Source organism: Bradyrhizobium sp. 63_E2_N1_3 (assembly GCF_052076005.1).
GTDB lineage: Bacteria > Pseudomonadota > Alphaproteobacteria > Rhizobiales > Xanthobacteraceae > Bradyrhizobium > Bradyrhizobium barranii.
Window position 1 is genome coordinate 3,914,204 of sequence record NZ_CP197235.1, and the last position, 25,641, is coordinate 3,939,844.

Below are 25,641 nucleotides of genomic sequence, written 5' to 3' on the forward strand. Positions count from 1 at the left end.
GATGGGCCCACTCGACAATATGCCAGACCGGGACATCCGGCTCGATGCCTGCAGAGGGATTGCACTCTGGTTCGTCTTCATCAACCATATCCCGGGGAATATCTGTAGCTGGCTTACGTTGAGCCATTATGGATTCAGCGACACCACTGAAGTCTTCATGTTTGTCTCAGGACTGACGTGCACGATGGCATATGGTCACGTGTTCCGAAGCACCGGGTCTTGGGCGACGATCTGTCATACGGTTCGACGAAGCTGTGAGATTTATGCGGCATTTCTGCTGTTGACGCTCTTTCTGGTCGTCGCCGTTCATTGGATGGATGCCGGCCTCGCAGACGACGCAAATGTGGCGATCGTCCTGCAGCAGCCGGGAGAAGCGCTGTCGCGTGCGGCGATCCTGCAATACCGGCCCGTCAATACGGATGTGCTGCCGACCTTCGTGCTATTTCATTTGCTGTTTGCACCGTGGCTGTTGCTTTTGCTCAGATGGCCAAATGCCACCTTGGCCGCCTCGGCCCTGCTGTACGGCCTGGTTCAGATATACAGCTGGAACCTTCGAGGATGGCCGACGAACGACTGGTATTTCAACCCGTTCGCCTGGCAATTCCTCGTTACGCTCGGTGGATGGTGGGTGGTGGTAGGGCGCTGGCGGCTAATGTCATTCGTGACGTCACGTCCGGTGATCACGCTGTCAGTCGCATACTTGATTTGGTCACTGGCTGTTACAATGAGTTGGATCAGTCCGGCTCTTGAGGTCGCAGTTCCTCGGTTCCTGAAAGGCGTGATCTATCCAATAGACAAGTCGGATCTTGATCCGCTGCGGCTTCTACACTTCCTTGCGCTTGCGGTCTGTGTCACCAATCTTGTGCCGACGCATTGGGCCGCTTTACGGTCGCGCGTGCTGTTGGGGGCCGTTCGTTGCGGAGAGAATTCGCTCGAGGTTTACTGTGTGGGAGTCCTGCTGTCGCTTGCGGCTTATACCTTTCTCAGGACTGTATCTGACGGCGTGCTTGCTCAAGTCATGGTCAGTGCCACGGGCATTACGGTTCTCATCGGCTTCGCCACCTCGTTGACCTGGTTCACCGGCCTAGCCGCGCCTCGGATAAGATTGTTCTGACCAAATCTTTCTTCAACGTTTCGCGCAAATTCTAGACTAGCATCAGCGAGCGCTCCTCATACCGCTTCAAGCGCTTTGCGCAATTTCCGGATGATGACGCCGCGTGATCGATCGTCCGCGGCGGCCTCGATCTGGTCATTGATATCGAGAAGAAGTCTGGACATATCGTTGTGCCAATCAAGGTTGACGACCGCATCGGGAGCGAGCCTGCGGCGGCGAGCGACGTCGATCGGCGTCGGTGCAGCAGTCGACAGTTCGTAGACATCGTCCAGCATCGGCGTGAAAATCTGCGCGGTTGGAACAGTTCGCTCGGCGATCCGGTTTAGAAGACCTCCGAGCGCGTGCTCTTCACCGTGCACGATGAACAGGCCGCGATGAATGGGACGCCGCGCGGCTATCCAGCGCGCAAGTTCCGGGCCGTCGGCGTGCCCAGAGTATTCATCGATGTACCGAATTCTCGCGGCAACCCTGATTTCCTCGCCCTGGATCCTTACCGCTTCCGCGCCGTCGCGCAGGAAGCGGCCTAGGGTGCCCCGGGCTTGGAATCCCGCGAGCAGGACCGTGCCCTCCCTGCGCCACAACCATCGCTTCAGATGATGGCGGATGCGGCCGGCATCGCACATCCCGCTTGCGGCAATGATGATGTGAAAGCCGGAGAGCCTGGCGATCGACTTGCTCTCGTCGACGGTTTCCGTGAAGTGCAGCTGATTGGAGGTAAGAAGCCTATCGAGATCGACGGCTGGGTCGAGGCTGGCCGCATTATTTCGGAAGACCTCTGTTGCGCGGATCGCCAAAGGCGAGTCGAGGAAGATCGGTGCGGTCGGAATCTCGCCGCGGGCCATCAAGTCAGTCAGGTCGACGAGCAGCTCCTGGGTCCGTTCAACCGCGAAAGCAGGAATCAGCAGTGCGCCGCGTCTGCTGGCGGCATCGCGCACCTCCTGGGCGAGATGCGAGCGGCGCAGTGCGTGGGTTGTGGGCGGGCGATCGCTATCGCCGTAGGTCGACTCGCAAAGCACGTAATCGAGGCTGGTCGGGCCGTCTGGATCTGGCTCCAGCAGTTTGGCATCTGGTCCGATGTCACCCGACATCAAGACACGCAACGGCCCTCTGTTTCTGCCTTGATCGGCGAATTCCAGCTCGATCGAAGCCGAGCCAAGCAAATGGCCGGCATTCCAGTAGCGGGCGCGGACGCCCGGTATCACAGTATACCACGCCTGGTATTCGACCGGCCGGAAGGCATCGAGCGTCGCAATCGCATCTGCTTGCGTGTAGATGGGCGTGACCGCGGCCCGCCCTCGGACGGCGCTTCGGCGGTTCAGGGCGGCAACCTCCGTTTCCTGGATGTTGCCTGCGTCGGGAAGCATGTAGGAGCAGAGGTCGATGGTGCCGCGCGTCGCCAGGATCTGGCCTGAAAAGCCATCGCGCTTGAGCTTCGGCAGGAGCCCGCTGTGGTCGATGTGGGCGTGCGTCAGCAACAGGGCATCGACGTCCTCGGGCCGAAATGGGAACGCACCATAGTTCAGGGCTTTCAACGTTTTCGGTCCCTGGAACAGCCCGCAATCGACCAGGAATCGTCCCTTCGGCGTAACAAAGAGGTAGCAGGAGCCGGTAACGGTGCGGGCGGCGCCGCAAAACTGGATGGTGACGCTCACGGGGTGCTCCTAGTCTCCGGAATGCCAACAACTTCCCGCCGCAATGCGCGAGCGAGAAGATAGTGAAGGCTGACGGCGTTGGTTGGATGCGGTACGCTGTTGGTGGATCGGACGGAACGGATGCCGGCGCGACCGAACGCTGTCATAAGCGCCGGCGGAAATAGGGCGTGGACGATGATGGCCTCGATAGAAGAGGCTCCTAACGCGGCAAGAGCTTCCGCACAGGCGGTAAGCGTCCCACCGGACGACACAATGTCGTCGATGAACAGCGCTGGACGACCAGGGAACAGCGCAGGATCGGGAAACGACACCTGCACCGATTGATCACTCTGGCGGACCTTCTGCGCCACGCTGTAGGGGAGTCCGAGACGGCCGGCGATACCTGCCACCCATGGGCGCGATTCTGCATCGGGGCCGACCACGACTGTCGTGGCAGCAACCGCCTCGCCGCGAAGCAGTGCCTCGATAGCGGGAGCGGCGGACAGATTATCGGCCTCAATTCCAGGAAAGATGCCCGTGAGGCTCGGCGCGCGATGGAGATGTGCATCAAGCGTGACAACGCGATCGAAGTTGTTCGCCAGAAGAGTGCCGATCGCGCGCTGACTAATCGCCTCACCCGGATGGAACGCCGCATCCTGGCGCATGTAGCCGAGATAAGGCGAAACGAGCACGAGCCGCTTGGCACCGTTGCGCCGCAAGGCCTCCGCAGCAAGCAGAAGCGCAATCAGCTTTTCGTTGGGTTGATAGAGCGAGCAACAGACTATCGTGGTGGTTGCCGCCGGGCCGACGGTTGCCCGCAGCTCCCCATCGGGAAATCGATGCAAGATGATTTCATGGCCAACAATACCGAGAATTTCAGCGAGCCGAGGCCCGAAATGGGTGGAAGTGGGCAGCCATTAAACTGCACTCCGGATCATGGTGTCGCCCCGGCTTGCGGTTCGATCCGGTAAGCAGAGTCAAGCTGAGCCATGCCGACAGCAAGGTCAAACCCCGAGGGCTCGAACGCGTGAATGCGATAGAGCGGCTCTCCTTGCTCGACCCGATTGCCAATCTTCTTGAACAATTTGATGCCTGCGCCCTTGTCGAGCGGGGCACCTGCCGTCCGCGCCAGCCGGTTAAGGCGCAAGCAATCGATCGCTGAGACGACACCATCTCTTGCGGCGTGAATGTCGATGGTAAGGCTACCGATTTCGCTCGCGGAAGGCGCAGGGCCCTGGGCCTCGATGATCTTCACCATCTGTCGAAGCGCCGCGCCGCTCTCCAGAAGCTCGCTTGCACGTGCATAGCCAGCGCCTCCCCGCAAGTCTGGGTCGTGTTCTAGAAGGTGGGCGGCAAGGCGTAGCGACTTCTCACGAAGATCGCGCGGGGCCTGGGGCTCATTAGCGAGGACTGCCATCACGTCCTGTGCCTCAAGCGCCGGGCCGATACCGCTGCCGATGGGCTGCCGTCCATCGGTGGTAACGGCCAAAACGATCGCCGACGAACTGAAACAGCTTGCGAAGTCGCATAGCCTGCGATGCAGTCGTAAGCTTGGCGTTGGGTCCCACCGGAAGGTCGATGAGAAGATGCGTCGAGCCGGCGGCCAGCTTCTTCGACATGATGGATGCAACCATCTGCTCGTGCGTATCCAGCGCCAGCGGTCGCTCGACGCTGATCAGGATATCGTCCGCCGGCGACAGATTGACGTGCCCGCCCCATGCGAGGCAGCCATTGCATGACGCGACGACTTCCTTCATTGCTTCAACGCTAAGGTCGACCCGGGTCAGCACCTCCATAGTGTCGGCCGTTCCAGCAGGCGACGTGATAGCGCGCGACGACGTCTTCGGGATTGTCAGCCCGTGCGCGGCTACAATCGGGACCACGATCATGGACGTGCGATTGCCGGGAATGCCGCCAATGCAATGCTTGTCGACGACGGTCCTAGCATTCCATCTGAGTTGCGTCCCGGCCTTGGCCATGGCCTCTGTGAGCGCGATCAGCTCTCCGGATGTCATGAAATTGGCAGAGCTGACGAGAAACGCGGCGATTTCCATATCCGAATAGCGGTAATGCGCGAGATCGTCGACAATTGCGCCGATTTCGGGAGGCTCGAGCGTCTTGCCCTGAATCTTGGCGCGAACCGCGTCCAGGTTTGGCGGGGAGGGGGCAGGGGTCACCGCAATATAGCTGCCTGCCGGCTGCCCAAAGCGCCGAAACGCAGGTTCCGCCATGCCAAGCTCGTCGGGCCCGACCAGGCTGTCGTCATCGGTGAGAAGCACTGTCGCCAGTTGCGTCTTCGAGTCGCTGCGCAGCTCGACCCTGGAAAAGCCTCGAAACAGGTCCGGCCGCAGCGCCGTAGACCGGCGGGAAATCACAACGACGTTCTCCCGGCCGGTGTCGAGATTGACACGGCGGGATTTGAGCTTGGCGTGGCCGGGTGGAATAGCGTTCATCAATGGGACTTCTTTGTCGCGGCGAAGGGAAGATAGGACTCGCCGAGGAGACCGATTTGCGACAGATCAACCGGCAGCCTGTCCTTCAGCACGGAGCGCGAGTGCCGGCGAGACCGGTCCGCCCGTAACGCTTCCAGGTATGCGACAATCGCTTCGATCTTGTACTCAGTGAGCCTCGGATTCGGCATTGCCTGATCGGGGCCGGGCCGGCGGTGGCTTGACGCCAGGAATTGCCGGAGCTCGCCGGTGGAAAACCGCGGCCGCTTGATGATCTGCAGGAAGCTTGGTGCCGAGGGGCAGGGTGCCGGCACGTCCTGGATATCCTGTTTTTCAACGGCTTCGCGGCGACGCAAACGAGCGTCGGTAAGCTCGAGGCGCCGGGCTGGGATCAGGCTTCGCAGACGAAGGCGCGGGCCGCGCTCGAAACCTTCGGATCCTTGGGCGGGACGGTCAACCGCTTCGGCAGGAAGGACGAGGTCGATCCCACGATCACATCATCGGGACCGCGATTGGCTGGGGCGGCAACCCGAGGAGCGCGGCCGACTATCAAAGTACTATCTGTCGAAGAACGGCACCTGAGCGCGCTCGCGCCGCTCGGCACGCTTTCGACTCTATCAGTGCATCGGAAGTTCCGCATTGACCCATCTCAACGCGGGCTTCGAACCTTGGCGGCGGCGGTGGGCCGTGCCCTACTTGAGTGTGCGGACGTAGTCCGCGAGATCCGCGATTTCCGTCCGGTTCAGCGATAGCGTCGGCATGTTCGGATGCGGTGCGAGTAGAAGGAAAGCGAGCTTGTTTTGGTCGAAATCGGGCATCTTCGCGAAGGTGGAGAACGGCGGCGCCTGGTCGGAGGCTTTCGTCTGGCCGCTCTCGACGAGATGGCACGCGGCGCACCAACGTTTTGCGATGTCCTTGCCATGATCCGCGTCCGCCGCTGCGGCCGGTGTCACGATCGCAAGCGCGCAAATCGTGGCGGACGACAATCTGAATGCTTTCGACATGCGAGGGTCTCCAAGGATCGAGCGTTATTGTCGGCGGACAATCTGACCGGTGACGTCTTCCACGTGAAGCAGCAGAAAGATAAGTGGTCCCCCGTCTTCGTGGACCGGCGTGTTGATCGATCGCTCGCCGCGCGTTACGGCAAGGCAGCCCGGGACGATGTCCGACCAATTTTGACCAAGGCTTCTGTCGATCGCGCACGTCTGATAGCTCATTGCTCCAACGTCTTCAGGAACGCCATGAAATCGCCGACCTGGTCGGAATCGAATTGAAATTCCGGCATCGCCGGATGCCCAGTGACGATGCCCTCGGCCAAGGCCTCCTGCAGCATCTCGATCGGATATCGCTCGTGTAACGTTCTGAACGGTGGAGCAATCTTGAGGGGGCTTGGGCTGACCTTGTCAGTCGAGTGGCACTTCGCACAATACAGCAGCGCAAGACGTCGGCCTTGCTCGACGCTCGAAGCTGCGGTTGGGTTAGGGGAGAAAAACAAACCCGCAACGAGCATGGCGCCTGCCACGGCACGTCCAGTTCCGAGATGCGTCCTCACGTAGTGCTCCATCAGTGCGACATCATGACTGGAACTGTCATACTGCGGAACATTTCCCGCGTGACCCCGCCGAATACCGTTTCCTGAAGTCGAGAGTGGCCGTAACCGCCCATGATCAGCAGGTCGAGGCTTTCATCCGCAGCGATCGACAGGATGCTCGCTTGCAGATCGCTACGGTCCGCCTGAAGCGATACGGCCTTCGCCGGCAAGCCCTTCCGCGCGAGATGTGTCAGGAGGCGTTCGGGCGATGCATAAGGCGGTACCTCGGATGCATTGAGGGTGATGGTCGTCAGAGCGGCTGCGTCGGTGATAAATGGCATCGCGTCCCGCAAGGCGCGGGCGGCAAGGCGGCTGCCGTCCCAGCAGATGCCGACGCGTGCCGCCTTGAACGCACCCCGGGAAGTATAGGGAATGAACAGCAGGGGCCCACCCGCCTGCAAGAGCAGTTCCTTCGGAAGCCGGTTGTCAAACGTGTCGCCCTCGGGGTCGCCTTGTGACACGATCGTCAGATCATAGAGGCGCGCCGCTGCACCAGCTTTCGCAACCGCGTCGGCGAGAGTTCCGTTCAGTGCGTACCTTCCATAGTTGATCCGGGCGTTCTTCGCCTCGACCTCGAAGACGCGCAGCGCTGCCTCGGCTCGCTCCAGCGCACGTTCATACTCGAATTGCAGGGACGATGCGATGGCTGCGCCGCCTTCCGCAAGAAACGGCACGTTCGTCGAAGCATATCCTGTTGCAATTGCATCCAGATGTGCCGAAGCACTCATTGCAAGAGAAACAGAAGCGTCGATGGCAGGCCGCGGTGAACGCTCCGTAGGAATATGCACCAGTAAGTCCTTGAACATGCGTGCCTCCCGTTCCGATCGGGCTGAAGAGCAGCACAGGTCGACATCGAGAGCCTTGACGCACGTCAAAGCGGTAGCCGGCGCCCCGGGTATCGTTTTGACCATAGGGCGGGAGTTCTAGATATGGCGCGGGTGGCATTGGTAACTGGCGGTACCAGAGGCATTGGCGCCGCCATATCTCAAGCGCTTCAGGCCGAGGGTTGCCTCGTAGCGGCGACCTACGCCGGAAATGCTGAGGCCGCCAAAGCCTTCGCGAGCCGAACAGGCATCTCAGCCCATCAATGGGATATCGGTGATTTCGACGCTTGCGCTACCGGAGTGAAGGCCGTTGAGGCGTCAGTCGGGCCAATCGACATTCTTGTCAACAATGCCGGCATCGTTCGTGACGCCACGTTTCATAAGATGACCCAGCCGCAATGGGATGCCGTGATCCGCACCAATCTCGACGGTGTGTTCAACATGTGTCGACAGGTGATCGACGGCATGCGCGCAAGACGGTATGGCCGAATCATCAATGTCTCGTCGATCAACGGACAGAAAGGCCAGTTCGGCCAGACAAACTACTCCGCGGCCAAAGCCGGCGAGCTTGGATTCACCAAGGCGCTGGCGCTGGAAACGGCGCGTCTCGGAATCACGGTAAACGCCGTCTGCCCCGGCTATATCCATACCGAGATGCTGGATGCCGTGCCGCAGGATATTCTGGAGAAGAGCATCCTGCCGCAGATTCCGGTCGGCCGTCTCGGCCGACCGGAAGAGATTGCGCGCGCTGTCCTGTTTTTGGCAGCAGAAGAGGCGGGATTCATCACCGGGTCGACGCTGTCGATCAATGGCGGCCAGTACATGATTTGAGCGTGGACAGGTCACTGACCGTCAACGCTTCCAACTCACCCGAGCCGTTCACCTCCGGGTCTTACGGACTTGAAACCGCCAGGCCCTTGGCAATCTCCGCCGAGACAAAATAAGCGACCGCGATAGCAATTATCGTCGCCAACATTGCCGCCGACGGTGCGATGAAGCCGAACAGGCCACCCCCAAAGCCTTAGTCCCGCTAGGCTGCTCGATCATCGAAGGGCTCGCCGGCCTGTTGATCACTTGGCCAGGAAGGTAAGAGGCAGCTCGATCTCGGGGTTGATGCAGCTCAATTCGGTCTCGGACAACGTGGTTAGGTTGCGGGGGCCAAAGGAGTTCACCATGTCGCCTCCAGCATCCGTCAGCCGCATTCCCATAGCTTCGAATTCTGACCAGGTCCCCGTCGAGCCCCCGGTTACTGAGGCAATGGTGCCAGCGCAGCCGTCCGGGTCCGATGCAGCCGTCGATGCCATCGACCGATCCTTCCACGCGGCGCTGGCGCGCTTTACGGGCGGCATCTCGCCGGCAGCGCTGGCCCTGGCTTTTGCCGACTGGCAACTGCACCTCCTGGCCTCACCCGGTAAGCAGGCCAGTCTTGCCGGCCGGGCGATCCAGAATGCGTCTGATCTTGTCGATGCTATGGTGCCGAGGCATGCGATATTCCAGCCTTGGTCAGTGATCAGGCCGCCGGAGAACGACCGTCGTTTCACGGGCTCAGATTGGGAGCTGCCGTCCTTCAATCTCCTGGCCCAGGCTTTCCTGCTGACCCAACAATGGTGGCATTCGACGACGATCGGTATTCACGGACTGGCCCATTCGAACGCGGCAATCGCCGACTTCGCGCTTCGCCAATGCCTGGATACGGTGGCTCCGACGAACTTCGCCATTAGCAATCCCGAGGTTCTGCGCAAGATCATGGAGACCGGCGGAGGCAATTTCGTCTACGGCCTGCACAATTTTGCCGAGGATTGGCAGGCTCTGCTCGCCAGTGCAAGGCTGAGGAGCGATCAGACTTACGTCGCGGGTAAGGATGTTGCGATCACACCCGGCAAAGTTGTCTATCGCAACGAGCTGATCGAGCTCATCCAATATTCTCCGACGACGCCGACCGTGCGGCCCGAACCCGTTCTGATCGTGCCTGCCTGGATCATGAAGTACTACATTCTCGATCTGTCGCCGCGCAATTCTCTCGTCCGCTATCTGGTCGAAAGCGGTTTCACCGTCTTCATGATCTCATGGAAGAACCCAACGCCTGAGTATCGCAATTTCAGCCTCGAAGACTACCGCGAGTTCGGCGTGGATGCTGCCATCGCCGCCATCAACTCGCTTCGGCCTGGACAGGCCATTCACGCCGCGGGGTATTGCCTCGGCGGCACGCTGTTGTCGATTGCGGCAGCCAGACTGGCTCGCGAGCGACCCGACTGCCTGCGAACAGCGACACTGCTCGCGGCGCAGACCGATTTCACGGAAGCTGGCGAGCTCACCTTGTTCATCAATGAAAGCCAGGTATCGTTCCTCGAGGATATGATGTGGCGGCAGGGGCTGCTCGGAACGGCACAGATGGCCGGGGCCTTTCAGATGTTGCGGACCAACGACCTGCTCTGGTCGCGCGTCGTGCGGGATTATCTGGTCGGAGAGCGCGCCGCACCGAGCGAGCTGATGTCGTGGAATGCCGACGCCACGCGCATGCCTTATCAAATGCATTCCGACTATCTGCGGCGGCTGTTCCTCAACAATGATCTCGCCGAGGGGCGCTACCAGGTCAACGGCAGGCCGGTCGCTCTCTCGGATCTCCATATGCCGATGTTTGTCGTCGGTACGTTGCGCGACCATGTCGCGCCCTGGAAATCGACCTACAAGATCAATTTCCTTGCCGATGCAGACATCACCTACGTCCTGACGAGTGGCGGCCACAATGCCGGCATCGTCGCGCCACCAAGCGAGGAAGGGCATAGCTACCGGGTGCTCGCCAGGAAGGCCCATGATCCCTATCTCGGCCCGGACGAATGGATCAAGCGCGCGCCGTCTCACGAGGGATCATGGTGGACCGAGTGGACGCGATTTCTCGCCGCGCATTCCGGTCAGCCCGTTCCGGCCTCCTTGCCGGCGGGCGCGGCAGAAAAAAGCGCGCCTTTGGATGACGCGCCGGGCTCTTACGTGCTTGGGCAGTAGACGCGGCGGTCAGGGGCGCAAAACGGCTGCGCCAACGAGCTTGCCTTCCCTCAGACAGGCGAGCGCTTCATTGGCCTGCGAGAGCGGAAATACCGTCGTGTAGGTCTGAATGTTGGTCCTCGCCGCGGCGGCGAGAAAATCGATGCCGTCCTTTCGGGTCAGGTTAGCAACTGATACGATCTGCCGTTCACCCCAGAGAATATGGTAGGGGAACGTCGGAACGTCGGACATGTGAATGCCGGCGCACACAACGCGCCCGCCCTTGCGCACCGAGCGCAAGGCAAGCGGCACTAATGCCCCGACCGGTGCGTAGATGATGGCGGCATCGAGCTCGGTCGGCGGAATGTCCTCCGAGGCGCCGGCCCAGTCTGTGCCGAGGGAAAGCGCAAGTCGCTGTGCGTCCTGGTCGTCGCCACGGGTGAAGGCGTAGACGGTCCGCCCCTGTGCACGCGCCACCTGCGCCACGATATGGCCGGCAGCGCCGAAGCCATAGATGCCGAGCGTCTTGCCATCGCCTGCCATTGCCAAGGATCGCCAGCCGATTAGTCCGGCGCAGAGCAGAGGCGAAAGGGCTGCGTCATCGCCGCGCTCGCCAAGCGGAAAGCAAAATCTGGCATCGGCAACGAGATGACTAGCAAAGCCGCCGTCGCGGGTGTAGCCGGTGAATTTGGGACGATCGCAGAGATTTTCCTTGTCCGCGCGGCAATAGAAACATTGGCCGCAGGTGTGGCCGAGCCAGGGAACACCTACACGCATGCCCAGCTTCAGCTCGTCTACGCCCGCGCCTATCGCATCGATTCGGCCGACGACTTCATGCCCCGGGATGATTGGATAGGGAATTCCGGGAAGCTCGCCGTCCACGACGTGCAGGTCGGTCCTGCATACGCCGCAGGCACTGACCTTGACGCGGACCTCGCGGGGGGCGGGGATCGGATCGGGGCGTTGCTGGAACGTCAACGGCGCGCCGCGGGCGGAGAGAACCATCGCGTACATGTCGCATTTCCGTTACGGCTTGTAATGCATCGTGCAGTCGTACCTGGCGGATTTAGTGCCAGTGTGCGCCGTCCGCTAAGGGGGCGCAACAGGCGGCTTCCGCAGGCTCTAGACGCGATCGCAACCAGTGGCGTGAGAAGCGGCAACAGGCCGCTCAGCGGATAATAGACCGCGCCCGTAACTTGAGCGATCAGGCATCGAGAGTGTGCAAGCGCTGGCGGTTGCGCAGCACGATCTGGCAGGCACGGGAAAAGCCGAGAATGCCCTGGACGTGAAGCTGCGCCAGCGCACGCGACACGGTCTCGAGCGTGAGGCCGAGATAGTCGCCGATGTCGCGGCGGCACATCGGCAGCGCCATCATGCCGGCGACGGCGAGGCGCCGATCCATCTCCAGCAGGGAGGTGGCGACGCGCTCCATCGCAGTCTTGCGCCCGAGCAGCAGCATGTGATTATCAGCATGGCGCAGCTCGGAGGCGGTCATCGTCCAGAGCTTGCGGGCAACCTGGATGCCGGTGCCGGCGGCCTTCTCGAGGCTCGCGCACTTCACCAGGCGTACCGTGGTGTCGATGATGGCCTCGACGGCAAGCCGATCCGTTGCGCTGAAGGCTTTGAGGCGTCAACTCTGCGCTCCGTCGCGGGAGGCTTGGTCGAAAGACTTACGCGCTGGCTCGGTGTGGGCCGGGACGTCCGTGAAATACGCAATCTCGACCACCCCTGCTCGGGCTCGTCAATCGAGTGAACTTGCTTTTCATCGGAGCTCTCGTCGTATCGTAGAAGCGCAGCAGGCGGCTCTTTCAGACCGACAGCGCAGCCCGCCGCGGATCTCATCACAACATCGGAAGAACGGGAATGACAAACCCCGGAGACCGCATGGTCCGGCTCTCCGGTTTGTTACGAAGACTGTACAGGACTAGGCAGCCTTGCCGGGCGCCGTGGCCTTATCCGATACTGGGTTCGCGCTCGGTGGAGCTCCTGTCTTGATATCGATGGTCTTGGTGGTCTTCACGGCCTTGGCGGGCTTGTTGATAGCGAGATGCAGCACGCCCTTGTCGAAATGAGCTTCGACGGCTCCGTCTTCCGGCTCGAAAGGCAGAGACATCGATCGATAGAAGGAGCCGTAGCTGCGCTCCTCGACATGCCAGTTCTTTTCGTCTTTCGTGCTCTCCGCCTTTTTCTCGCCGGAGATGACTAGCTGGTTGCCGTCCAGGCTGACCTTGATATCTTTCTCGTCCACGCCGGGAAGTTCGGCGGTCACTTCGAAGGCATCCTTCGTTTCAGCCACATTGATTGCCGGCTCGCCTGCCCCAATACTGGGAGAGGACGAACCCTGATTGAAAGCGCGAAGCGCGTCTTCCACTTCGCGTCGCATGGCCCTGAACGGGTCGAACGCAGGTTCCTGGCTGGTGGTCCACAATCTCGGAAGGCTCATCTGCTCTCTCCCACAGGTTGAAGAAATATCCGAAATTGTGCTCCGCCCGCTCGCGCCGGCCTTGATGTAGCGCAAAAATGGCTGAGTTATTTGGAGGCGGAAAGGCCGGTCATGATGAGGAAGCCCGCAAGCAAAGGGTGCGCGCCAGCGAGGTTGACCTAATGAGGCGGGAGCGTACCCAGTGAGCTTGCATCGCTTCACAAGCTCGATGTCTTGGTCTTTGCAGCTACAGCGAGCATGCTGATGGCGACGGACAGGAGCTCTTCGAGACCGCAGTACGGTTGAACTTCGAACGTATGGTCTCCAAGCGTTGATACAACGTACCGATCGGAGCGGACTGAAGCCCGGTGGAAGGTGAAGACGGTCCAGCGAGGGATATTTCCCGTGGTCGGCTTCGTCAAAGATCCCTGAGATATCGCGCGGGTCGGTCGCAAACGGGACCGTCTATCTTGAAAACGAGGCGATGAGGCAGAGGTCTTGCGAATTGTTGGCAACGGCCTGACCTAGATCCGGTCCGAGGCTCGGTAGATCACCGAACCGGGCGGAGTTCGCAGGCTACCGCGAGGAGGGGCACGCGATAGGGTTCCCGAGCTGATCAATACCCTGACTAGCTGCTTTCGAACCGACCCAGGTTAAGAGATTGGTTATCTCTTTGCTCTCATTTTCACGGCCTCATTCAGGCAAGGAGGCACCATGTCAGACATCACCATTCCCGGCGGAAAAATTCGTTCCTTCGTCGAGCGGATCGAGAACCTGGACACCGAGCTGCAGGAGTTGAACGAGCAGAAGAAGGAAGTCTTTTCGGAAGCCAAAGGCGAGGGCTTCGACGTCAAGATCCTCAAGGAGATCATCAAGCTGCGCAAGCAGGACCAGGACGAGCGCGACGAGCGCGAGTCACTGCTCGATCTCTACATGCGCGCCATGGACACCGCCCCGGCAGACAAAGCCGCGAAGGCGGCGTGAGACCCTGCAAGAATTCAGGGACCGCATCGCATGGAATTCTTCCGTGCGATGCGCGCAAACCTGTGCCGTCCAATCATGGGATTGGAGCGAGAGTTCAAGTTTTTCAATCGGTTCAAGGGCGGCGTGTGCATGACGTGTGCACCGGGAGAAACAACTTCGGCGCCGATCGTCTGGAAGGTGTTGCCAAGCTTTCTGCGATTCATCGGGCCGCGCCTGCTGGTCTGATGCGTTCAACGACGCATTGATGACTGCGATGATGTTCGTGCAGTTGCGTGACCTGACCGAGCGCAGCATACGCATCGCGCGCCAACGCACCAGCCCGGTTTTCAATCCCACCGGAGCATGAGGAGGCCCCGCAAGGCGATCGCAGTGGAGCGGGGCGGCATGTCCGGTCATGGCGCCAATTCCGGACTCATGCGCGGCAACAAACAATCCCTTTTGGAAAGCTAGGACGGCAGTCCCGGCGGCCGCGCCTTCAGTATTCGATCCCGGGTTACAGCAGATCGCATCGGAATGCTTGTATGGAGTGAGAGGCATGAAATTCGGGCTGCAGACTCTCGATAGATACTGGTAGCTCCAGTGCGGTCAGCGCCTCGCGCTACCCAGTGAAGTTCTGCTTTTGTGTAGGCGGGCGCTCAAAAATCGCACCGATTGCTGGCATAGACTTCGCCGCAGGCGACCATATACACGAAGTCGGGCAAGGGTTGACCTGCGTCAAATAGGCGACATTGGGATCAGCTAGAATACGGCTATTCTCGGAGAAGCGCTAATGGCTATCAAGGATATGCTTTTGCCGCTCATTGGGAACCCAAGCCCAAGATTAATTGCAGCGATCGCGAAATGCGTTAATGTGGCGGCGAGTTTCGACGCCGAGATCACTGCGCTGGTTGTCGAAGAGGATGTCTCTGTTCGGCCGCAAGTCATGATCTCGGCCGATTTCCCCGATGAGGTCAGAAGCACTACGGATGCGCAAGGCTTATTGAAAGCGTTCGATACCGCCGTCGCCGAGGTCGGGGTACGCAACGTACAGAGGGTTGCGCATTTGAGAGCGGGGGATGCCCCGAAACACCTTGCGCTATGCGCACGCCCGAAGGATTTGTCGATTGTTCCGGTCAAGCCGGACGATGACCAAGCGGAAAGGGTCATCGAGGGATTGATTTTTCAATCAGGTCGACCGATTTTGTTGTGCCCGGAAGAACTCGCCGCCGAGCTGCCTGTCAACTTCGACCGGATTATCGTTGCCTGGGACCATAGCGCGCCGGCTGCAAGAGTCGTTGGCGATGCCCTGTCGATGCTGCGCCGTGCTCGCGATGTGCAGATCATCACAGCGACCGATGGCAACACCCTGGCGGAGCAGCAGTCGGGTGCGGCAGTGGTCCGCCATCTGGCCGAACATGGCATTAGCGCAAGCTTCGAAACGGTGCGGATTGATGGCAGTTCCGTCGGAAAGATACTCGAGGCGGAGGTCAAAGTTAGAGGCGCGGATCTCTTGGTCATGGGGGCCTACGGTCATTATCGGTTGAGCGAATGGGTCTGGGGCGGCGCGACCAAGACTATCATCGGGCGGCCACCTTGCTGGGTGATCATGTCGCATTGAAACGCTCGTCTCGGGCCGAGCAAGGGCGAAGCTCGATGTGGGACACGGCTGTGAATGGGCAGCCCGGACCATCCGGGACCGCGACTTCGGGTCTCAAGCGTCGTGTTCTGCAATAACGGCTGTCCGTCAACTTCTGCGACACCTCGTTCGCAACCGAGATTGCGTGGCGCTGCAATTTGTCGCGAAGGGCCACAAGCGGACTCATGCGGCGCAGCAGGATCGATAGGGGACGCGCGTTTCATCGCGCGCGCCCCGCACAGAACCGTACTGGCGCGGATGCAGGATCGCGAGATCAGCGGGCCGGCAGCATCAAATGCTCGTATTGCGTGCCAGGCCACATCACATAGGGCCTCGTTGGGTCGGCCTTCGCGTCGCGTGGATAACCTCCGGCCGTTTCCGGCGCCGTGAACGACGGAAGAGGATACCCGGAAAACGAGGCCCGTCTCTCGGATATCGCGCTCGAATGGATCGTCCACGCAGCAAGGAACGAACCTGACGGACGGGACAACCTCGGACGGTTACGGTATCAAGGTCGACGAGTGATATCTGAAGCTCAAGCCGGATCCTCTCGGGCGAAAGCACGACGAGCGCGAACCAGGATGGTTCGGCAATCGTTTCAAATGGGCTGAAGGCCTACGTAAAGTCCAGCCGGAGGCGATTTTGCATTCCAGCGTCCTCAAACCGTTCGCGGCGGAAGCTGGCGTGCGGCACTACTATGAGATCGCGCCATACCCGCCCAGGAACCTCAGCGCCCACCTCAAGCTGATGGCCCACTACACCGCGCCGCCGCCATCCGGAGGAGCCGCATTAGCGGCGGCATGGTCCTCGCTCATTCGACGGCAGAGGGACTCGTTCTTATCTGCAATGGACTCATCTTCCGCTGCAATACGCACAGGCGGAGGGTTAGCATTGATCCTTCAGGGGCGGGTTCTACCGTTGGATTGATCGGGCAGTGCGCTGAGTGGGAAGGCCAGTGCCAAAATCGAATCCGGCCAGTGCCAAATTCCAGCGTGGAGCACAACGCTCCTGCTCGGCTTCGAGTTCTTCGAGTGCCCGGTTCGCATAAGGTCAAGCACGCGAAGGTCCACCGCGGAAATGCGCATAGAATGCGCCGTAAGGATTTGAAAAGACTTCCAGAAAATGGATCGCATTGTGTTTTACCTGCATGATGCTAGTAAAATGCCGTCATTAAGTGCCCGCGTGCAGCGGGGCCGGGTTCCCACAGCTGCGTAGAACCCACCGCAATTTCGTCGAGCCCCCTCGTCCATCAGCGATCCTCATTTTTGCTAGTGCAGCAAAAAGCCCACCGAGTCGGTGGGCTTTCGCTCTTCTGCAGCGGCTCACTCCGAATGGACATTCGAAACTGAGCGCAATGGACACAATGGTATGCGGGGTGGACAACTTTCGCCGACCCCACACGTCGACCCCACACAAAGGAGGACCCAGTTGTGGGGCCGCACCTGTTGCACTTTGTGCAGAGGCCGTTTCGCAACAGCTCGAAACCGGCGGCCAACAGTGACCGGGCTGATGCTCGAACCGTTGCGCTGAAAGGTACTTGAGCGGAGGAAATGCACCTTTGTCGAAGTGCCTTCTGGTAAATCATTGAAATTACGCAAAATGCGAACGCCCTCCGAGCGCACCAACCTCGAAAGCCGATCGATGGAGAGACCGGCTCTGGCAGCCCAGGTCTTCGCCGTTCGGCCGTCCCCGCCTGACGGTTCGAGTGTAGGGCTGGCGGCTCGGCGTGATCGCCGTTTGCAACAGGGCACGCGTACTGAACATCACGCAGGTTGCTCATCACCGTGGCAACGTCACCAGTAGCCAGACGCCGGCGGCCGCACACGCAATGCCGGCGGCGCGCGCGATCCATCGTCCGATCGGCGTAAGTTTCTCCAACAGGACGAGCAGGGCCAAAAGCCCAATCCAAAGCACGTTCATCACCCCGCCTACGAACAAAAGCGCCATCAAGACCCAGCAGCAGCCGACACAATAGCCTCCGTGCCGGAGCCCCAGCAGCAGGCAGCCTCGCAGGTCGTTGCGAAAGCCGCCGTGGCGCATCAGGAACAGAAATGGCGACTGGCATTGGGCGAGGCAGACGTCCTTGAGCGGTGTCCATTGATAGACTCCCGCCGCGATCAGCACGATTGCACTGAGCAGATTGCTGGCGATCGTCATCCGGGAATCCAGCAGGACCGCCCGCTCGATCGCCCATTGGAGTAGGGTTGCTGCCAGCGAAAAGCCGCCCCAGGCGAGGAGATAACCGGCCGCAAACCAGCCGGTCGCAGCGAACGGCTTGCCCTGCGCTTTCCCCTGTCGACCCACGCGGGTGTACATGAGGATCATGGGTGCTGCCGAGGGGGCCATCATTCCGACCATCATCACCACCCACATCAGCAACACATACGCGAACTCGATCGCTCGCCATGGCTCGCTCGCCGGCAACATGATTCCGATCCCGGCCGGGATCATGCGGAACCCGGTCATGTCCATGCCGCCCATGTCCATGTCCTTGGCGAGCCAGAGCACATAGGCCCATGCCAGTGCGACAATGATCCCGATCGCGCCGCCGACGATCAAGCGATCGCGCCGCAGCACGGTTTCCAGGGGGCCGTCGGTCATTTGCGATAAGTGTTGCCGGCCTTCTCGCAAGGCCGGATCAGGAGTTGCATCACGCCTGGTTCGACCAGCGGATCGGCGCATAGAGGCCGTTCTTGCCGGAATTGTCCCAGCGCATGCCATGATCGCTGAACGTATTACCGGCGGCGCCGACTGCCATGACCATCCTGTCGGGGCTGACTGGATGGCCGATGTTGGCCCACATTTCCCCGCTCGGATGCATGGTCGGCAACGGGTCGACGGACATGTGCAGAATATCAGGGATTTCCGCGGACCGCGTCTTGCCCTCGATTCGGAATGTGATCGGGACCTTGCGAACCCCCAGGTTCTTGCTGATCAGCGGTGTGAACGCAGCCATCGGACCACCGGCGGCGCCAGTGAAGATCGCAGCTAGAGCCTCGGTCTGCTCATCGTTGGCGCGCTGGTCGATATAGGCGGCCACCGACCAATCTCCGTCTGCCATGATCCCCGGCGCGTGGAGGATGACCAGGACATTGAGTCCATCGAGCTCGATGTTGCCGTAGCGGCCGCTCTCGACGTGGAAGATCAGCGGTACGTTACAGAAGCCCTCGGTCGGTCGCGCGGTCAGCGGGGGAGCCGCCGACACGAGGCAGGGACACACGATGCTGCAACTGCAATTCTCGAAGTAGTCGCCGGAAAGGTGCCATGGGACATCCGCCATCGCTATCTCCCGCTAGGCCGAACCCGTCAGATCACTTTCGAATGAGCTACGTGGAGTTGAAAGTTACGCTGCGCGGCGAAGTCCCGCAAGCTGAAGTCCCGCAAGCTATTGTGAGGCTCGGTCAATCGACTGGAAAAAGCACCTATCAGCTGGAGATCCACCTGAACTCTTTGCCCATTTCCGCAAGCCATTGAAACTTCAATAAATGCGACCGCCCTCCGAACGCACCAAACGGCGGATCGCGCCGCTTTAGCCGGGGTAGGGGCCTGTTTCTGCCGAAATGCCCTCGCAGATCAAGTCGACGATCTGATCATAGAACATCAGACGAAACTGGCTGCATCGGACGAGATGCGTCTGAGCGAATCTATTCAGCCAATCTGATTTGCCGAGATTGACCACGGCAGCCTGGTGCGGCGGCGGTCCCCAATCGATTGTGTCGAAACTGAAATTATAGACTTCCTCCGGCGTGATCATCGAAACCTGTGGCCGATGAATCCGCAGATGCCTCATGTCGTCCGGTTGGAATGAGTTGGAGCGGGCAAAGCCTGGAACACCGGCCACCCCGCGGGATCCTCCCTGCTCACGCAATTGTTCCCGGACGTAGTCTGCCAGGGGCGCTGGTCGATCGACACCTTCTTATTGCGTTTCTACGATATCACATCTTATAATTGATGAACTCCGAGAGACACGAAATATCGGTCGCTGGCTTCCGGGTCCGAACACGGGCGGCTGGAGTCGAGCGCCTTTGCAAGGAGGGCAGCATGACGCTCAAGTCGGGATTCCAATTCGCGGAGGCGCAACTTCTGCTTGAGATGGCGCAGCGTGCCTACGCGGGCACGCCATCGCTGACCGAAGCGGTGGCAACCTGCGGCGTGCCCTCCGTGCCAGATCCAAGCTCAAATTGGGCGATCCGCAAGGACCTCACCCCGACGAGTGCCACGCTATTGGATAATTACTGGCAGGTCTGGCAGAACCAGAGTGACACCACCCAATACGCGATCGCAGTGCGCGGCACGGTCGCAAGTGCGGCCAGCGTGTTGGCCGACTTGCTGTTCCCCCTGATCAACGCGCGCTTTGACGTGAAGCTCGGTCCGATCTCGCTGCCGTTCTATCTTGCCCGCGATGAGGGTGACAGTGCGGTGAAAGGCGGTGTGCATTCGGGCTTCGCTCTGAGTTTGCTGCTCATGCTGTTCACCACCGATAGCCCGTTGTTCGTGACCTTGGGGCTGCTCGCGGAGCAGGGCAACGACGTCTACATCACCGGGCACAGCCAGGGTGCCTCGATCGCCACGCTGCTGACCTCGCTGGTCCGGCACTCGACGAATGTCTTTAAGGGGCCGGCCTACAAGACCTATACCTTCGCGCCTGCCAAGGCCGGCAACGACCATTACGCATACGATTACGCGCGGCTTGCCGCCGTCGACGGATACGGTTGGGCCGTGACGTCGACGCAGGACTGGGTGCCGCAGGCACCGTTTGCCCTGGAGTGGATATCAGACCTCAACACGCCAAATCCGCTGCGTGGGTTCGGCGGCAGTCCCAATCCTGAAGCAACGATCGCGCTCGGCAGCGTGGTCACCGACGGTGAGAGCGCGGTCAATCGCGTTCGCGACGATGCGGTGAGGCGGCTCAAGCAACGGGTCGAGAGTCTTTCTCGGAGACTGACATCCGAGACGATCCATTTGACCGCCGCCGATCTCGGCGCGACAACCGACGCACCGATCACGGGATCAACGATCTCGGACTTGATCCAACAGATCCTCGACCAGATTCAGGCCTCGCTGAACTATGCTGACGTCGGCGCGCTGCTGCCGCTCTTTGCCAACCCGGGCGGCAACCCGACCGATGGGACGCCGGGATGCCAGAAGCTGGACTATTTCTGGCAGCACCACCTCGGCAACTACCTGAAATACATGAAGCAGCAATATGGCGGCTGAGCCGGGAAGGACTGCGTGCGCCCTCCGAGCGCACCACCTTCATCCTTATCGCTGTTTTGGCTGGATTTCGGCGACTGCCTCGCGCGGTGCTCGTTGGTCCAAGCGATCATCAGCTTGTCCGCCGGTCAAAGTGACCGGCGGGAATATGCTGTCGTAGATTGCGCGCGCCTCGCGAATGAGGCGCTGCCGCTCGAGTTCGGATTTCGGAACGAATCGAACGATTTTGGTCATTGGTGGTCCGCCTGGGCGATTTCATCCGCGCGGCGCCAGATCGGGAAGGGGTCTGCGAGCTTCGCCCATTCCGAGACGTTCATGGCAGGCTTTCCCTGGACGAGGCAGGCGTCCAGGCGCGCGCGCAGCGAGCTCTCATCCATGCCCGTGCCGATGAACACGATTTCCTGGCGACGATCGCCATAGATATCGTTCCAGTTCGCGCGCAGCTGTTTCCGCCAGGACGGGTCATCCGGCCATCGTTCCGCGGGTACGGCCGCCCACCAGAAGCCAAGCGCCTGCGTGCGCGTGATCGTGCCAGCCTGGCTGATCTCGCCAAGCCATTGCGGGCGCGTTGCCAGCCAGAAATGTCCCTTGGCGCGAATGACGCCGGGCCAGGGCTCCCTGACGAACTTGTCGAACTTTTCGGGATCGAACGGCCGGCGTGCGCGATAGACGAAGTTCGTCACGCCGTATTCCTCGGTCTCCGGCACGTGATCGGCAAAGCCGTAGAGCTCCTTGAACCAGAGCGGATGCTGCTGCGCCCGCTCGAAGTCGAATCGGCCCGTGTCGAGAATGCGATCGAAGGCGACCCGGCTGTGGTTGGCTTCGATCAGGTCCGCTTCCGGATTGAGCGCGCGAATGATCTTTCGCGCTGCCTCGCGTTGTGCGGGCGAGGCGTCATCGACCTTGTTGAGAACGATGACGTCGGCGAATTCGATCTGCTCGACGAGGAGATCGACCAGCGTGCGCTTGTCGTTCTCAAGCGCTTCGCCGCGCTGATCGAGAAAATCCGTCGACGAATAGTCCTTGAGCAGGTTCACGGCGTCGACCACGGTCACCATGGTGTCGAGACGCGCCACATCGGAGAGGCTTTCGCCGTCTTCGGAACGGAAATCGAAGGTCGCCGCAACCGGCAGCGGTTCGGAGATGCCGGTGGATTCGATCAAGAGATAATCGAAGCGGCCATTGTCTGCGAGGGCGCGCACCTCCTTCAGGAGGTCGTCTCGCAATGTGCAGCAGATGCAGCCATTCGTCATCTCGACGAGCTTCTCGTCAGTCCGGGACAGGTTCGCACCGCCATCGCGAACCAGATCCGCATCGATGTTCACCTCGCTCATGTCGTTGACGATCACCGCCACCTTCAGGCCGTGCCGGTTGTTCAGGACGTGGTTCAGCAAAGTGGTCTTTCCAGCCCCGAGGAAGCCGGACAAGACGGTGACGGGGAGTTTTTGCATGGAGATCGAAGAGCCTTTTCAAGGGGATAGGGCGGTGACGCGTGGGGATGGGCATTGGGACCGGATATGTAATGTTATAACATTACATTCGTTGGCGGCGCCGTCGTCAAGTCGTTTCGCGGCTCAGCTCAAATTCACGCGAACATTGAGGTGGATGATCGTTGTAGCGATTGGCTGCCGCTCAGCTCCAGGCAGCAGCGCGCTCGAAGGACCGGCGCGACGGACTTAGCCGTATTCGTCGCCGATCCCGTATTCCCGGTAGATCTCGAGCGGGTCCGTGTCCGGAAACAGGCGGCATTTGGCTTGGGCGAGGTGCAGGCTCACCGCCGACGGCTCCTTGCCGTTCGCCAGCATCTTGCGGATGTCGTCCATATGCGCGCTCGGCTGGTGTTTTGGTTCGAGCTGCTCCAGCGCGACGAGCGCGGTCGCCAGGGCCTCGGTCAGCACCCAGTCGTCGTGGCCCGTGATTCCCTTCTTCGGCATCGGCAGACCCCACATGCGGTGGCTGTGCCAATGTACCGTAGCTTCCGGCGAATCTCCATCGCGCAGCTGGCAACCTCGCGTCTACGTGGAACACGCAGGCCCCGGTACTCTCGCTTGCATTATGAACGCGCGTGGCTAAAAGGCGGCCGGCGATCGTATCTTTGTCGAAATAAAGATGGCGTAGACGGATCGCACCGCTCAGGGCTGGAGCCAGCATGGTCTTTCTTAGCTTCGTCTACCGCTTCGTGACGAACTTCGCCTTCATGGCGATGGTCTATTTCAGCCTGAATTTCATGGAGAAATACCAGAACCGGGCGATCCTCGCGATCCTGGTGCTGGTCTATGCCGGCATGCGCGCGGCCTCGACGCTGCGTGCGTTCTATTTCTTCCAGAAGATCGAGAAGCTCGAGGCGGAGACCAAGCGCCTGCAGGCTCCGATCAATGACGGTTCGGGCGCAACGAACGCGCGCAAGCAGGTCGTGGCCGACGTTGGCCGGCTGCGCCGCGACGGCGAGCTCAAGTCCTATATGGACCTGTTCTTCCTGGCGCTGATCGTGCTGCTCTGTGTCGCCAACATCATGCGCCAGTAGAGCTTACTGCGCGCGCTTCTTCAGGCTGGCGACGCGGGTCGGATGCGTCGCGGAACTCCGCGGTGTGGCGCCCTTGGGCGCCGTGCTCTTGGGGGCAATGCTCTTGGGGGCGGTGCCCGTAGCCTGCGCGGTGTGCTTCGCTCCGGCCGGCGCCGTATGTGCGGTCCGATGTCCGCGCGACTTGCCGGCCTTGCCCTTGGCCGCATGGGGCGTCTCGGCCGCCATTGCCAGCCGCATCGCGGCGCGCCGCGACAAGGTCGTCGACAGCAGGACCTCGACCGAGCCCTCGGGGATGGCAAAGAGATCGCGGTCGGGCACGGGCAGGGTGGCCGCGACATTCGCCAGCGCCATCGTCTTGCGCGGCAGCAGCGGCTGATGCTCGGTCTGCGCGTTGAGGTCGGCAAGCGAGGGCGCCGGCAGCGTCTTGGTCTGAGCGAACACGAAGTTCGGCACGGACGGCCAGCGGGCGATCGGCACGGTTTCGGTCGGCGGATGCAGCAGCCATTCCACCGGCGTGGTCGGCGTCGCCGGCCGGTCGGCGGTCGCGGGCACCACATGCACGATGCGATAGCCGCGCGCCTTGAGGTCGCGGATGATCTTCGGCAGCGCCGCCACCGTGCGGGCCTGGATGTCGTGCAGCAGCAGGATGCCCTTGCCCTTGGCCTCCAGCCGCTGGATCGCGAGCTGGTAGACGCGGTCGGACGACACATGGCGCCAGTCGTCGGCGGGGAAGTCGGCGCTCCAGACCTGGATGCCGCGCGAGATCAGGAGATTCTCGACGCCTTCGGCGCGCATCAGGCCGGGAATGCGGAAGAACGGAGCGAGCTTGGACGAATCGGTCATCGCGGCCGAGGTCCACTCGATGCCGCCGTTGATCTGCGCCTCGGCCTTGTCGAGCGGCATCCGGTCGAACGTCAGCGGATGGTTCATGCTGTGCGTGCCGACAGTGTGGCCCGCGGCAATCAGCTTGCGCACGCCTTCCGGGTTCGCCCTGGCCTGCTCGCCGATGATGAAGAAGGTCGCCTTGATGCACTCGTCGTCGAGCATCTTGAGGATCTGGTTCGAATATTTCGGCAGCGGACCGTCGTCGAAGGTCAGGACGACTTCGTGGTCTTTCAGCGGCAGCGTTTCGCGGTACTGCATGGTGCCGATGCGCGGATGCTCGCGCGGGTCGACCACGAGGGTGCGGGAGGTCCCGAGCGCGTCCGGATGGCCGGGACAGTCCGCCGCAAGGGCCGCCGGTGAACCGACGACCAACAGCCCCAGACATAGGACGATCCACGATCGCGTCCGAACAACAACGCTACTTCCGATCATGAACCTCGTCTGCCTCCTTACGCGACTGCCGCCTTAATTGGTCGGAGACGCCCAGAAACGGTTCAGGCGCAATACCCTCTACATCCTTGCATGCCGTAGCATGAACAGACTGTTAATAGGGCCCAAATCACCCCATTTTGCACCGCCGTGACATTACGGCATCAATGCGCATCGGCGCTCTTCTGTGACGTGCCCGCCGGCACGACGTGAACGACGCGATAGCCGTTGTCCCTGAGGTACCGCAGGAAGGCCGGCATGATCGCGGCCGTGCGTGCCTTGGGGTCGTGGAAGAGGATGATGCCCTTGCCGGCGGCGGCGAGGCGCTCGGTGACGAGCTTCAATTCCTGCTCCGGCGTCATCTCGTTCCAGTCGCTGGCCCAGAGGTCGGCCCCGAACACGACGACGCCGCGTGACTGGAGCAGGTCGAGCTGCGCTGGCGTCCCCTCGAAATAGGGGAAGCGGAAGAACGGCGTCGAGGGCGTCGCCGTCGACACGCCTTTGAGCGCCATCTCGTCGGCTGCGATGCCGCGGTCGATCTCGCTCTTCGCCTTCTCGAGTGGGATCCGCGCCATGAACGGGTGCGACCAGGTGTGGTGGCCGATGGTATGGCCCTCGCGGGCAATGCGCTTGACCATGTCAGGATGTTCGGAGGCGTGCAGGCCGATCAGGAAGAAGGTCGCGCGCACGCATTCCTGCGCCAGCGCCGCCAGCACCTTCGACGTCGTCGGCGGATGCGGGCCATCGTCGAAGGTCAGCACGACCTCGTGATCGGCGAGCGGCAGCGTCTGCGGAAAGCTCTTCAGGCCCACGCGCGGCGTGGTCTTGGCGTCGACGCTCAGAACGCGCGAGGTGCCGAGCGCGTCCTTGCGCGGGCAGTCCGCGGCCTCCGAAGCGGCGATGCCGGTGAGCCCCGCGAAGACCGCACCCACCGAGATCGACATCCATTTCAGCCGAAGCATCTTTGCCATTGCGC

Annotated in this window: 24 protein-coding genes and 2 pseudogenes; 8 read left to right on the forward strand and 18 right to left on the reverse strand. The window is 61.1% G+C overall.

From position 1 onward, the window contains the following. Window position 1: 1 nt before the first annotated feature. Window positions 2-1,114 (forward strand): OpgC domain-containing protein, encoded by a 1,113-nt coding sequence (locus AB7531_RS18435; RefSeq protein ID WP_441280030.1) that lies wholly within the window; start codon window positions 2-4, stop codon window positions 1,112-1,114. A 56-nt stretch (window positions 1,115-1,170) separates the two neighbouring features. Here AB7531_RS18435 and AB7531_RS18440 read toward each other — a convergent pair whose 3' ends face one another. The 7 genes and pseudogenes from AB7531_RS18440 to AB7531_RS18470 all read right to left on the reverse strand — a co-directional run bounded on the left by AB7531_RS18440 (window position 1,171) and on the right by AB7531_RS18470 (window position 7,592). Then, window positions 1,171-2,766 carry an MBL fold metallo-hydrolase RNA specificity domain-containing protein gene (locus AB7531_RS18440; protein ID WP_063982733.1) on the reverse strand — a complete coding sequence of 532 codons (1,596 nt, stop codon included), beginning with the start codon at window positions 2,764-2,766 and terminating at the stop codon, window positions 1,171-1,173. Then, a complete protein-coding gene (locus tag AB7531_RS18445; protein ID WP_441280293.1) occupies window positions 2,763-3,659 on the reverse strand; it encodes a ribose-phosphate diphosphokinase in 897 nt (298 codons plus the stop codon). Before AB7531_RS18445 ends, AB7531_RS18440 begins: the two co-directional genes overlap by 4 nt. A gap of 20 nt (window positions 3,660-3,679) precedes the next feature. Continuing rightward, window positions 3,680-5,198, reverse strand: a pseudogene (locus AB7531_RS18450) (thymidine phosphorylase family protein). Beyond that, entirely contained in the window at window positions 5,198-5,551 is a 354-nt protein-coding gene (locus tag AB7531_RS18455) for a hypothetical protein (RefSeq protein ID WP_063982734.1), read from the reverse strand. The pseudogene AB7531_RS18450 and the gene AB7531_RS18455 overlap by 1 nt, the downstream one beginning before the upstream one ends. Window positions 5,552-5,887: 336 nt before the next feature. Then, entirely contained in the window at window positions 5,888-6,199 is a 312-nt protein-coding gene (locus AB7531_RS18460; RefSeq protein WP_063982735.1) for a c-type cytochrome, read from the reverse strand. Between the two features lie 209 nt (window positions 6,200-6,408). Then, window positions 6,409-6,705, reverse strand: coding sequence for a c-type cytochrome (locus AB7531_RS18465; RefSeq protein WP_166106037.1), 297 nt, complete (start codon window positions 6,703-6,705; stop codon window positions 6,409-6,411). 53 nt (window positions 6,706-6,758) lie between these two features. Further along, window positions 6,759-7,592 (reverse strand): universal stress protein, encoded by an 834-nt coding sequence (locus AB7531_RS18470; RefSeq protein ID WP_063982737.1) that lies wholly within the window; start codon window positions 7,590-7,592, stop codon window positions 6,759-6,761. A gap of 123 nt (window positions 7,593-7,715) precedes the next feature. Here AB7531_RS18470 and phbB point away from each other — a divergent pair, with 123 nt between their 5' ends. Both phbB and AB7531_RS18480 read left to right on the forward strand, forming a co-directional pair. After that, the gene (gene phbB / locus AB7531_RS18475; RefSeq protein ID WP_231143420.1) at window positions 7,716-8,441 is read left to right on the forward strand and encodes an acetoacetyl-CoA reductase; all 726 of its coding nucleotides are present in this window, start codon (window positions 7,716-7,718) and stop codon (window positions 8,439-8,441) included. 342 nt (window positions 8,442-8,783) lie between these two features. Next, window positions 8,784-10,613, forward strand: coding sequence for a PHA/PHB synthase family protein (locus AB7531_RS18480; protein ID WP_063986313.1), 1,830 nt, complete (start codon window positions 8,784-8,786; stop codon window positions 10,611-10,613). Between the two features lie 9 nt (window positions 10,614-10,622). On the opposite strand, the gene AB7531_RS18485 is transcribed toward AB7531_RS18480, so the two are convergent. From AB7531_RS18485 to AB7531_RS18495, 3 genes and pseudogenes are all read right to left on the reverse strand, one after another. Then, window positions 10,623-11,606, reverse strand: coding sequence for a zinc-dependent alcohol dehydrogenase family protein (locus AB7531_RS18485; RefSeq protein WP_063982739.1), 984 nt, complete (start codon window positions 11,604-11,606; stop codon window positions 10,623-10,625). A gap of 190 nt (window positions 11,607-11,796) precedes the next feature. Then, window positions 11,797-12,204: pseudogene (locus AB7531_RS18490) on the reverse strand (helix-turn-helix domain-containing protein); the annotation flags it as partial. Window positions 12,205-12,516: 312 nt separating this feature from the next. Next, window positions 12,517-13,035 carry an Hsp20/alpha crystallin family protein gene (locus tag AB7531_RS18495; RefSeq protein WP_085400515.1) on the reverse strand — a complete coding sequence of 173 codons (519 nt, stop codon included), beginning with the start codon at window positions 13,033-13,035 and terminating at the stop codon, window positions 12,517-12,519. A 693-nt stretch (window positions 13,036-13,728) separates the two neighbouring features. On the opposite strand from AB7531_RS18495, the gene AB7531_RS18500 reads away from it, so the two are divergent. From AB7531_RS18500 to AB7531_RS18510, 3 genes are all read left to right on the forward strand, one after another. Then, window positions 13,729-13,998 carry a DUF2312 domain-containing protein gene (locus tag AB7531_RS18500; protein ID WP_063982741.1) on the forward strand — a complete coding sequence of 90 codons (270 nt, stop codon included), beginning with the start codon at window positions 13,729-13,731 and terminating at the stop codon, window positions 13,996-13,998. A 30-nt stretch (window positions 13,999-14,028) separates the two neighbouring features. Next, complete coding sequence (locus AB7531_RS18505; RefSeq protein ID WP_063982742.1) at window positions 14,029-14,223, forward strand: hypothetical protein; 195 nt, start codon at window positions 14,029-14,031, stop codon at window positions 14,221-14,223. Between the two features lie 544 nt (window positions 14,224-14,767). Next, window positions 14,768-15,595 carry a universal stress protein gene (locus AB7531_RS18510; RefSeq protein WP_063982743.1) on the forward strand — a complete coding sequence of 276 codons (828 nt, stop codon included), beginning with the start codon at window positions 14,768-14,770 and terminating at the stop codon, window positions 15,593-15,595. 1,797 nt (window positions 15,596-17,392) lie between these two features. Here the strand turns inward: AB7531_RS18510 and AB7531_RS18515 are convergent. From AB7531_RS18515 to AB7531_RS18525, 3 genes are all read right to left on the reverse strand, one after another. Continuing rightward, window positions 17,393-18,214 carry a DUF2182 domain-containing protein gene (locus AB7531_RS18515; protein WP_231142137.1) on the reverse strand — a complete coding sequence of 274 codons (822 nt, stop codon included), beginning with the start codon at window positions 18,212-18,214 and terminating at the stop codon, window positions 17,393-17,395. A 49-nt stretch (window positions 18,215-18,263) separates the two neighbouring features. Continuing rightward, window positions 18,264-18,893 carry a DUF1326 domain-containing protein gene (locus AB7531_RS18520; protein ID WP_063982744.1) on the reverse strand — a complete coding sequence of 210 codons (630 nt, stop codon included), beginning with the start codon at window positions 18,891-18,893 and terminating at the stop codon, window positions 18,264-18,266. A gap of 249 nt (window positions 18,894-19,142) precedes the next feature. After that, window positions 19,143-19,454, reverse strand: coding sequence for a hypothetical protein (locus AB7531_RS18525; RefSeq protein ID WP_187388027.1), 312 nt, complete (start codon window positions 19,452-19,454; stop codon window positions 19,143-19,145). Window positions 19,455-19,654: 200 nt separating this feature from the next. Here AB7531_RS18525 and AB7531_RS18530 point away from each other — a divergent pair, with 200 nt between their 5' ends. Beyond that, a complete protein-coding gene (locus AB7531_RS18530) occupies window positions 19,655-20,830 on the forward strand; it encodes a lipase family protein (protein WP_063982746.1) in 1,176 nt (391 codons plus the stop codon). Window positions 20,831-20,875: 45 nt separating this feature from the next. Here AB7531_RS18530 and AB7531_RS18535 read toward each other — a convergent pair whose 3' ends face one another. From AB7531_RS18535 to AB7531_RS18545, 3 genes are all read right to left on the reverse strand, one after another. Continuing rightward, window positions 20,876-21,061, reverse strand: coding sequence for a hypothetical protein (locus AB7531_RS18535; RefSeq protein WP_063982747.1), 186 nt, complete (start codon window positions 21,059-21,061; stop codon window positions 20,876-20,878). Continuing rightward, a complete protein-coding gene (gene zigA / locus AB7531_RS18540) occupies window positions 21,058-22,278 on the reverse strand; it encodes a zinc metallochaperone GTPase ZigA (RefSeq protein ID WP_063982748.1) in 1,221 nt (406 codons plus the stop codon). Before zigA ends, AB7531_RS18535 begins: the two co-directional genes overlap by 4 nt. A 225-nt stretch (window positions 22,279-22,503) precedes the next feature. After that, window positions 22,504-22,761 (reverse strand): hypothetical protein, encoded by a 258-nt coding sequence (locus AB7531_RS18545; RefSeq protein WP_174770120.1) that lies wholly within the window; start codon window positions 22,759-22,761, stop codon window positions 22,504-22,506. Between the two features lie 215 nt (window positions 22,762-22,976). On the opposite strand from AB7531_RS18545, the gene AB7531_RS18550 reads away from it, so the two are divergent. After that, the gene (locus AB7531_RS18550) at window positions 22,977-23,351 is read left to right on the forward strand and encodes a hypothetical protein (RefSeq protein WP_063982749.1); all 375 of its coding nucleotides are present in this window, start codon (window positions 22,977-22,979) and stop codon (window positions 23,349-23,351) included. Between the two features lie 3 nt (window positions 23,352-23,354). Here the strand turns inward: AB7531_RS18550 and AB7531_RS18555 are convergent, their stop codons facing one another. Both AB7531_RS18555 and AB7531_RS18560 read right to left on the reverse strand, forming a co-directional pair. Continuing rightward, window positions 23,355-24,668, reverse strand: a complete 1,314-nt coding sequence (locus tag AB7531_RS18555; protein WP_063982750.1) for a polysaccharide deacetylase family protein — start codon at window positions 24,666-24,668, stop codon at window positions 23,355-23,357. Window positions 24,669-24,829: 161 nt separating this feature from the next. Beyond that, window positions 24,830-25,636 (reverse strand): polysaccharide deacetylase family protein, encoded by an 807-nt coding sequence (locus tag AB7531_RS18560; RefSeq protein WP_175627363.1) that lies wholly within the window; start codon window positions 25,634-25,636, stop codon window positions 24,830-24,832. Window positions 25,637-25,641: the final 5 nt, after the last annotated feature.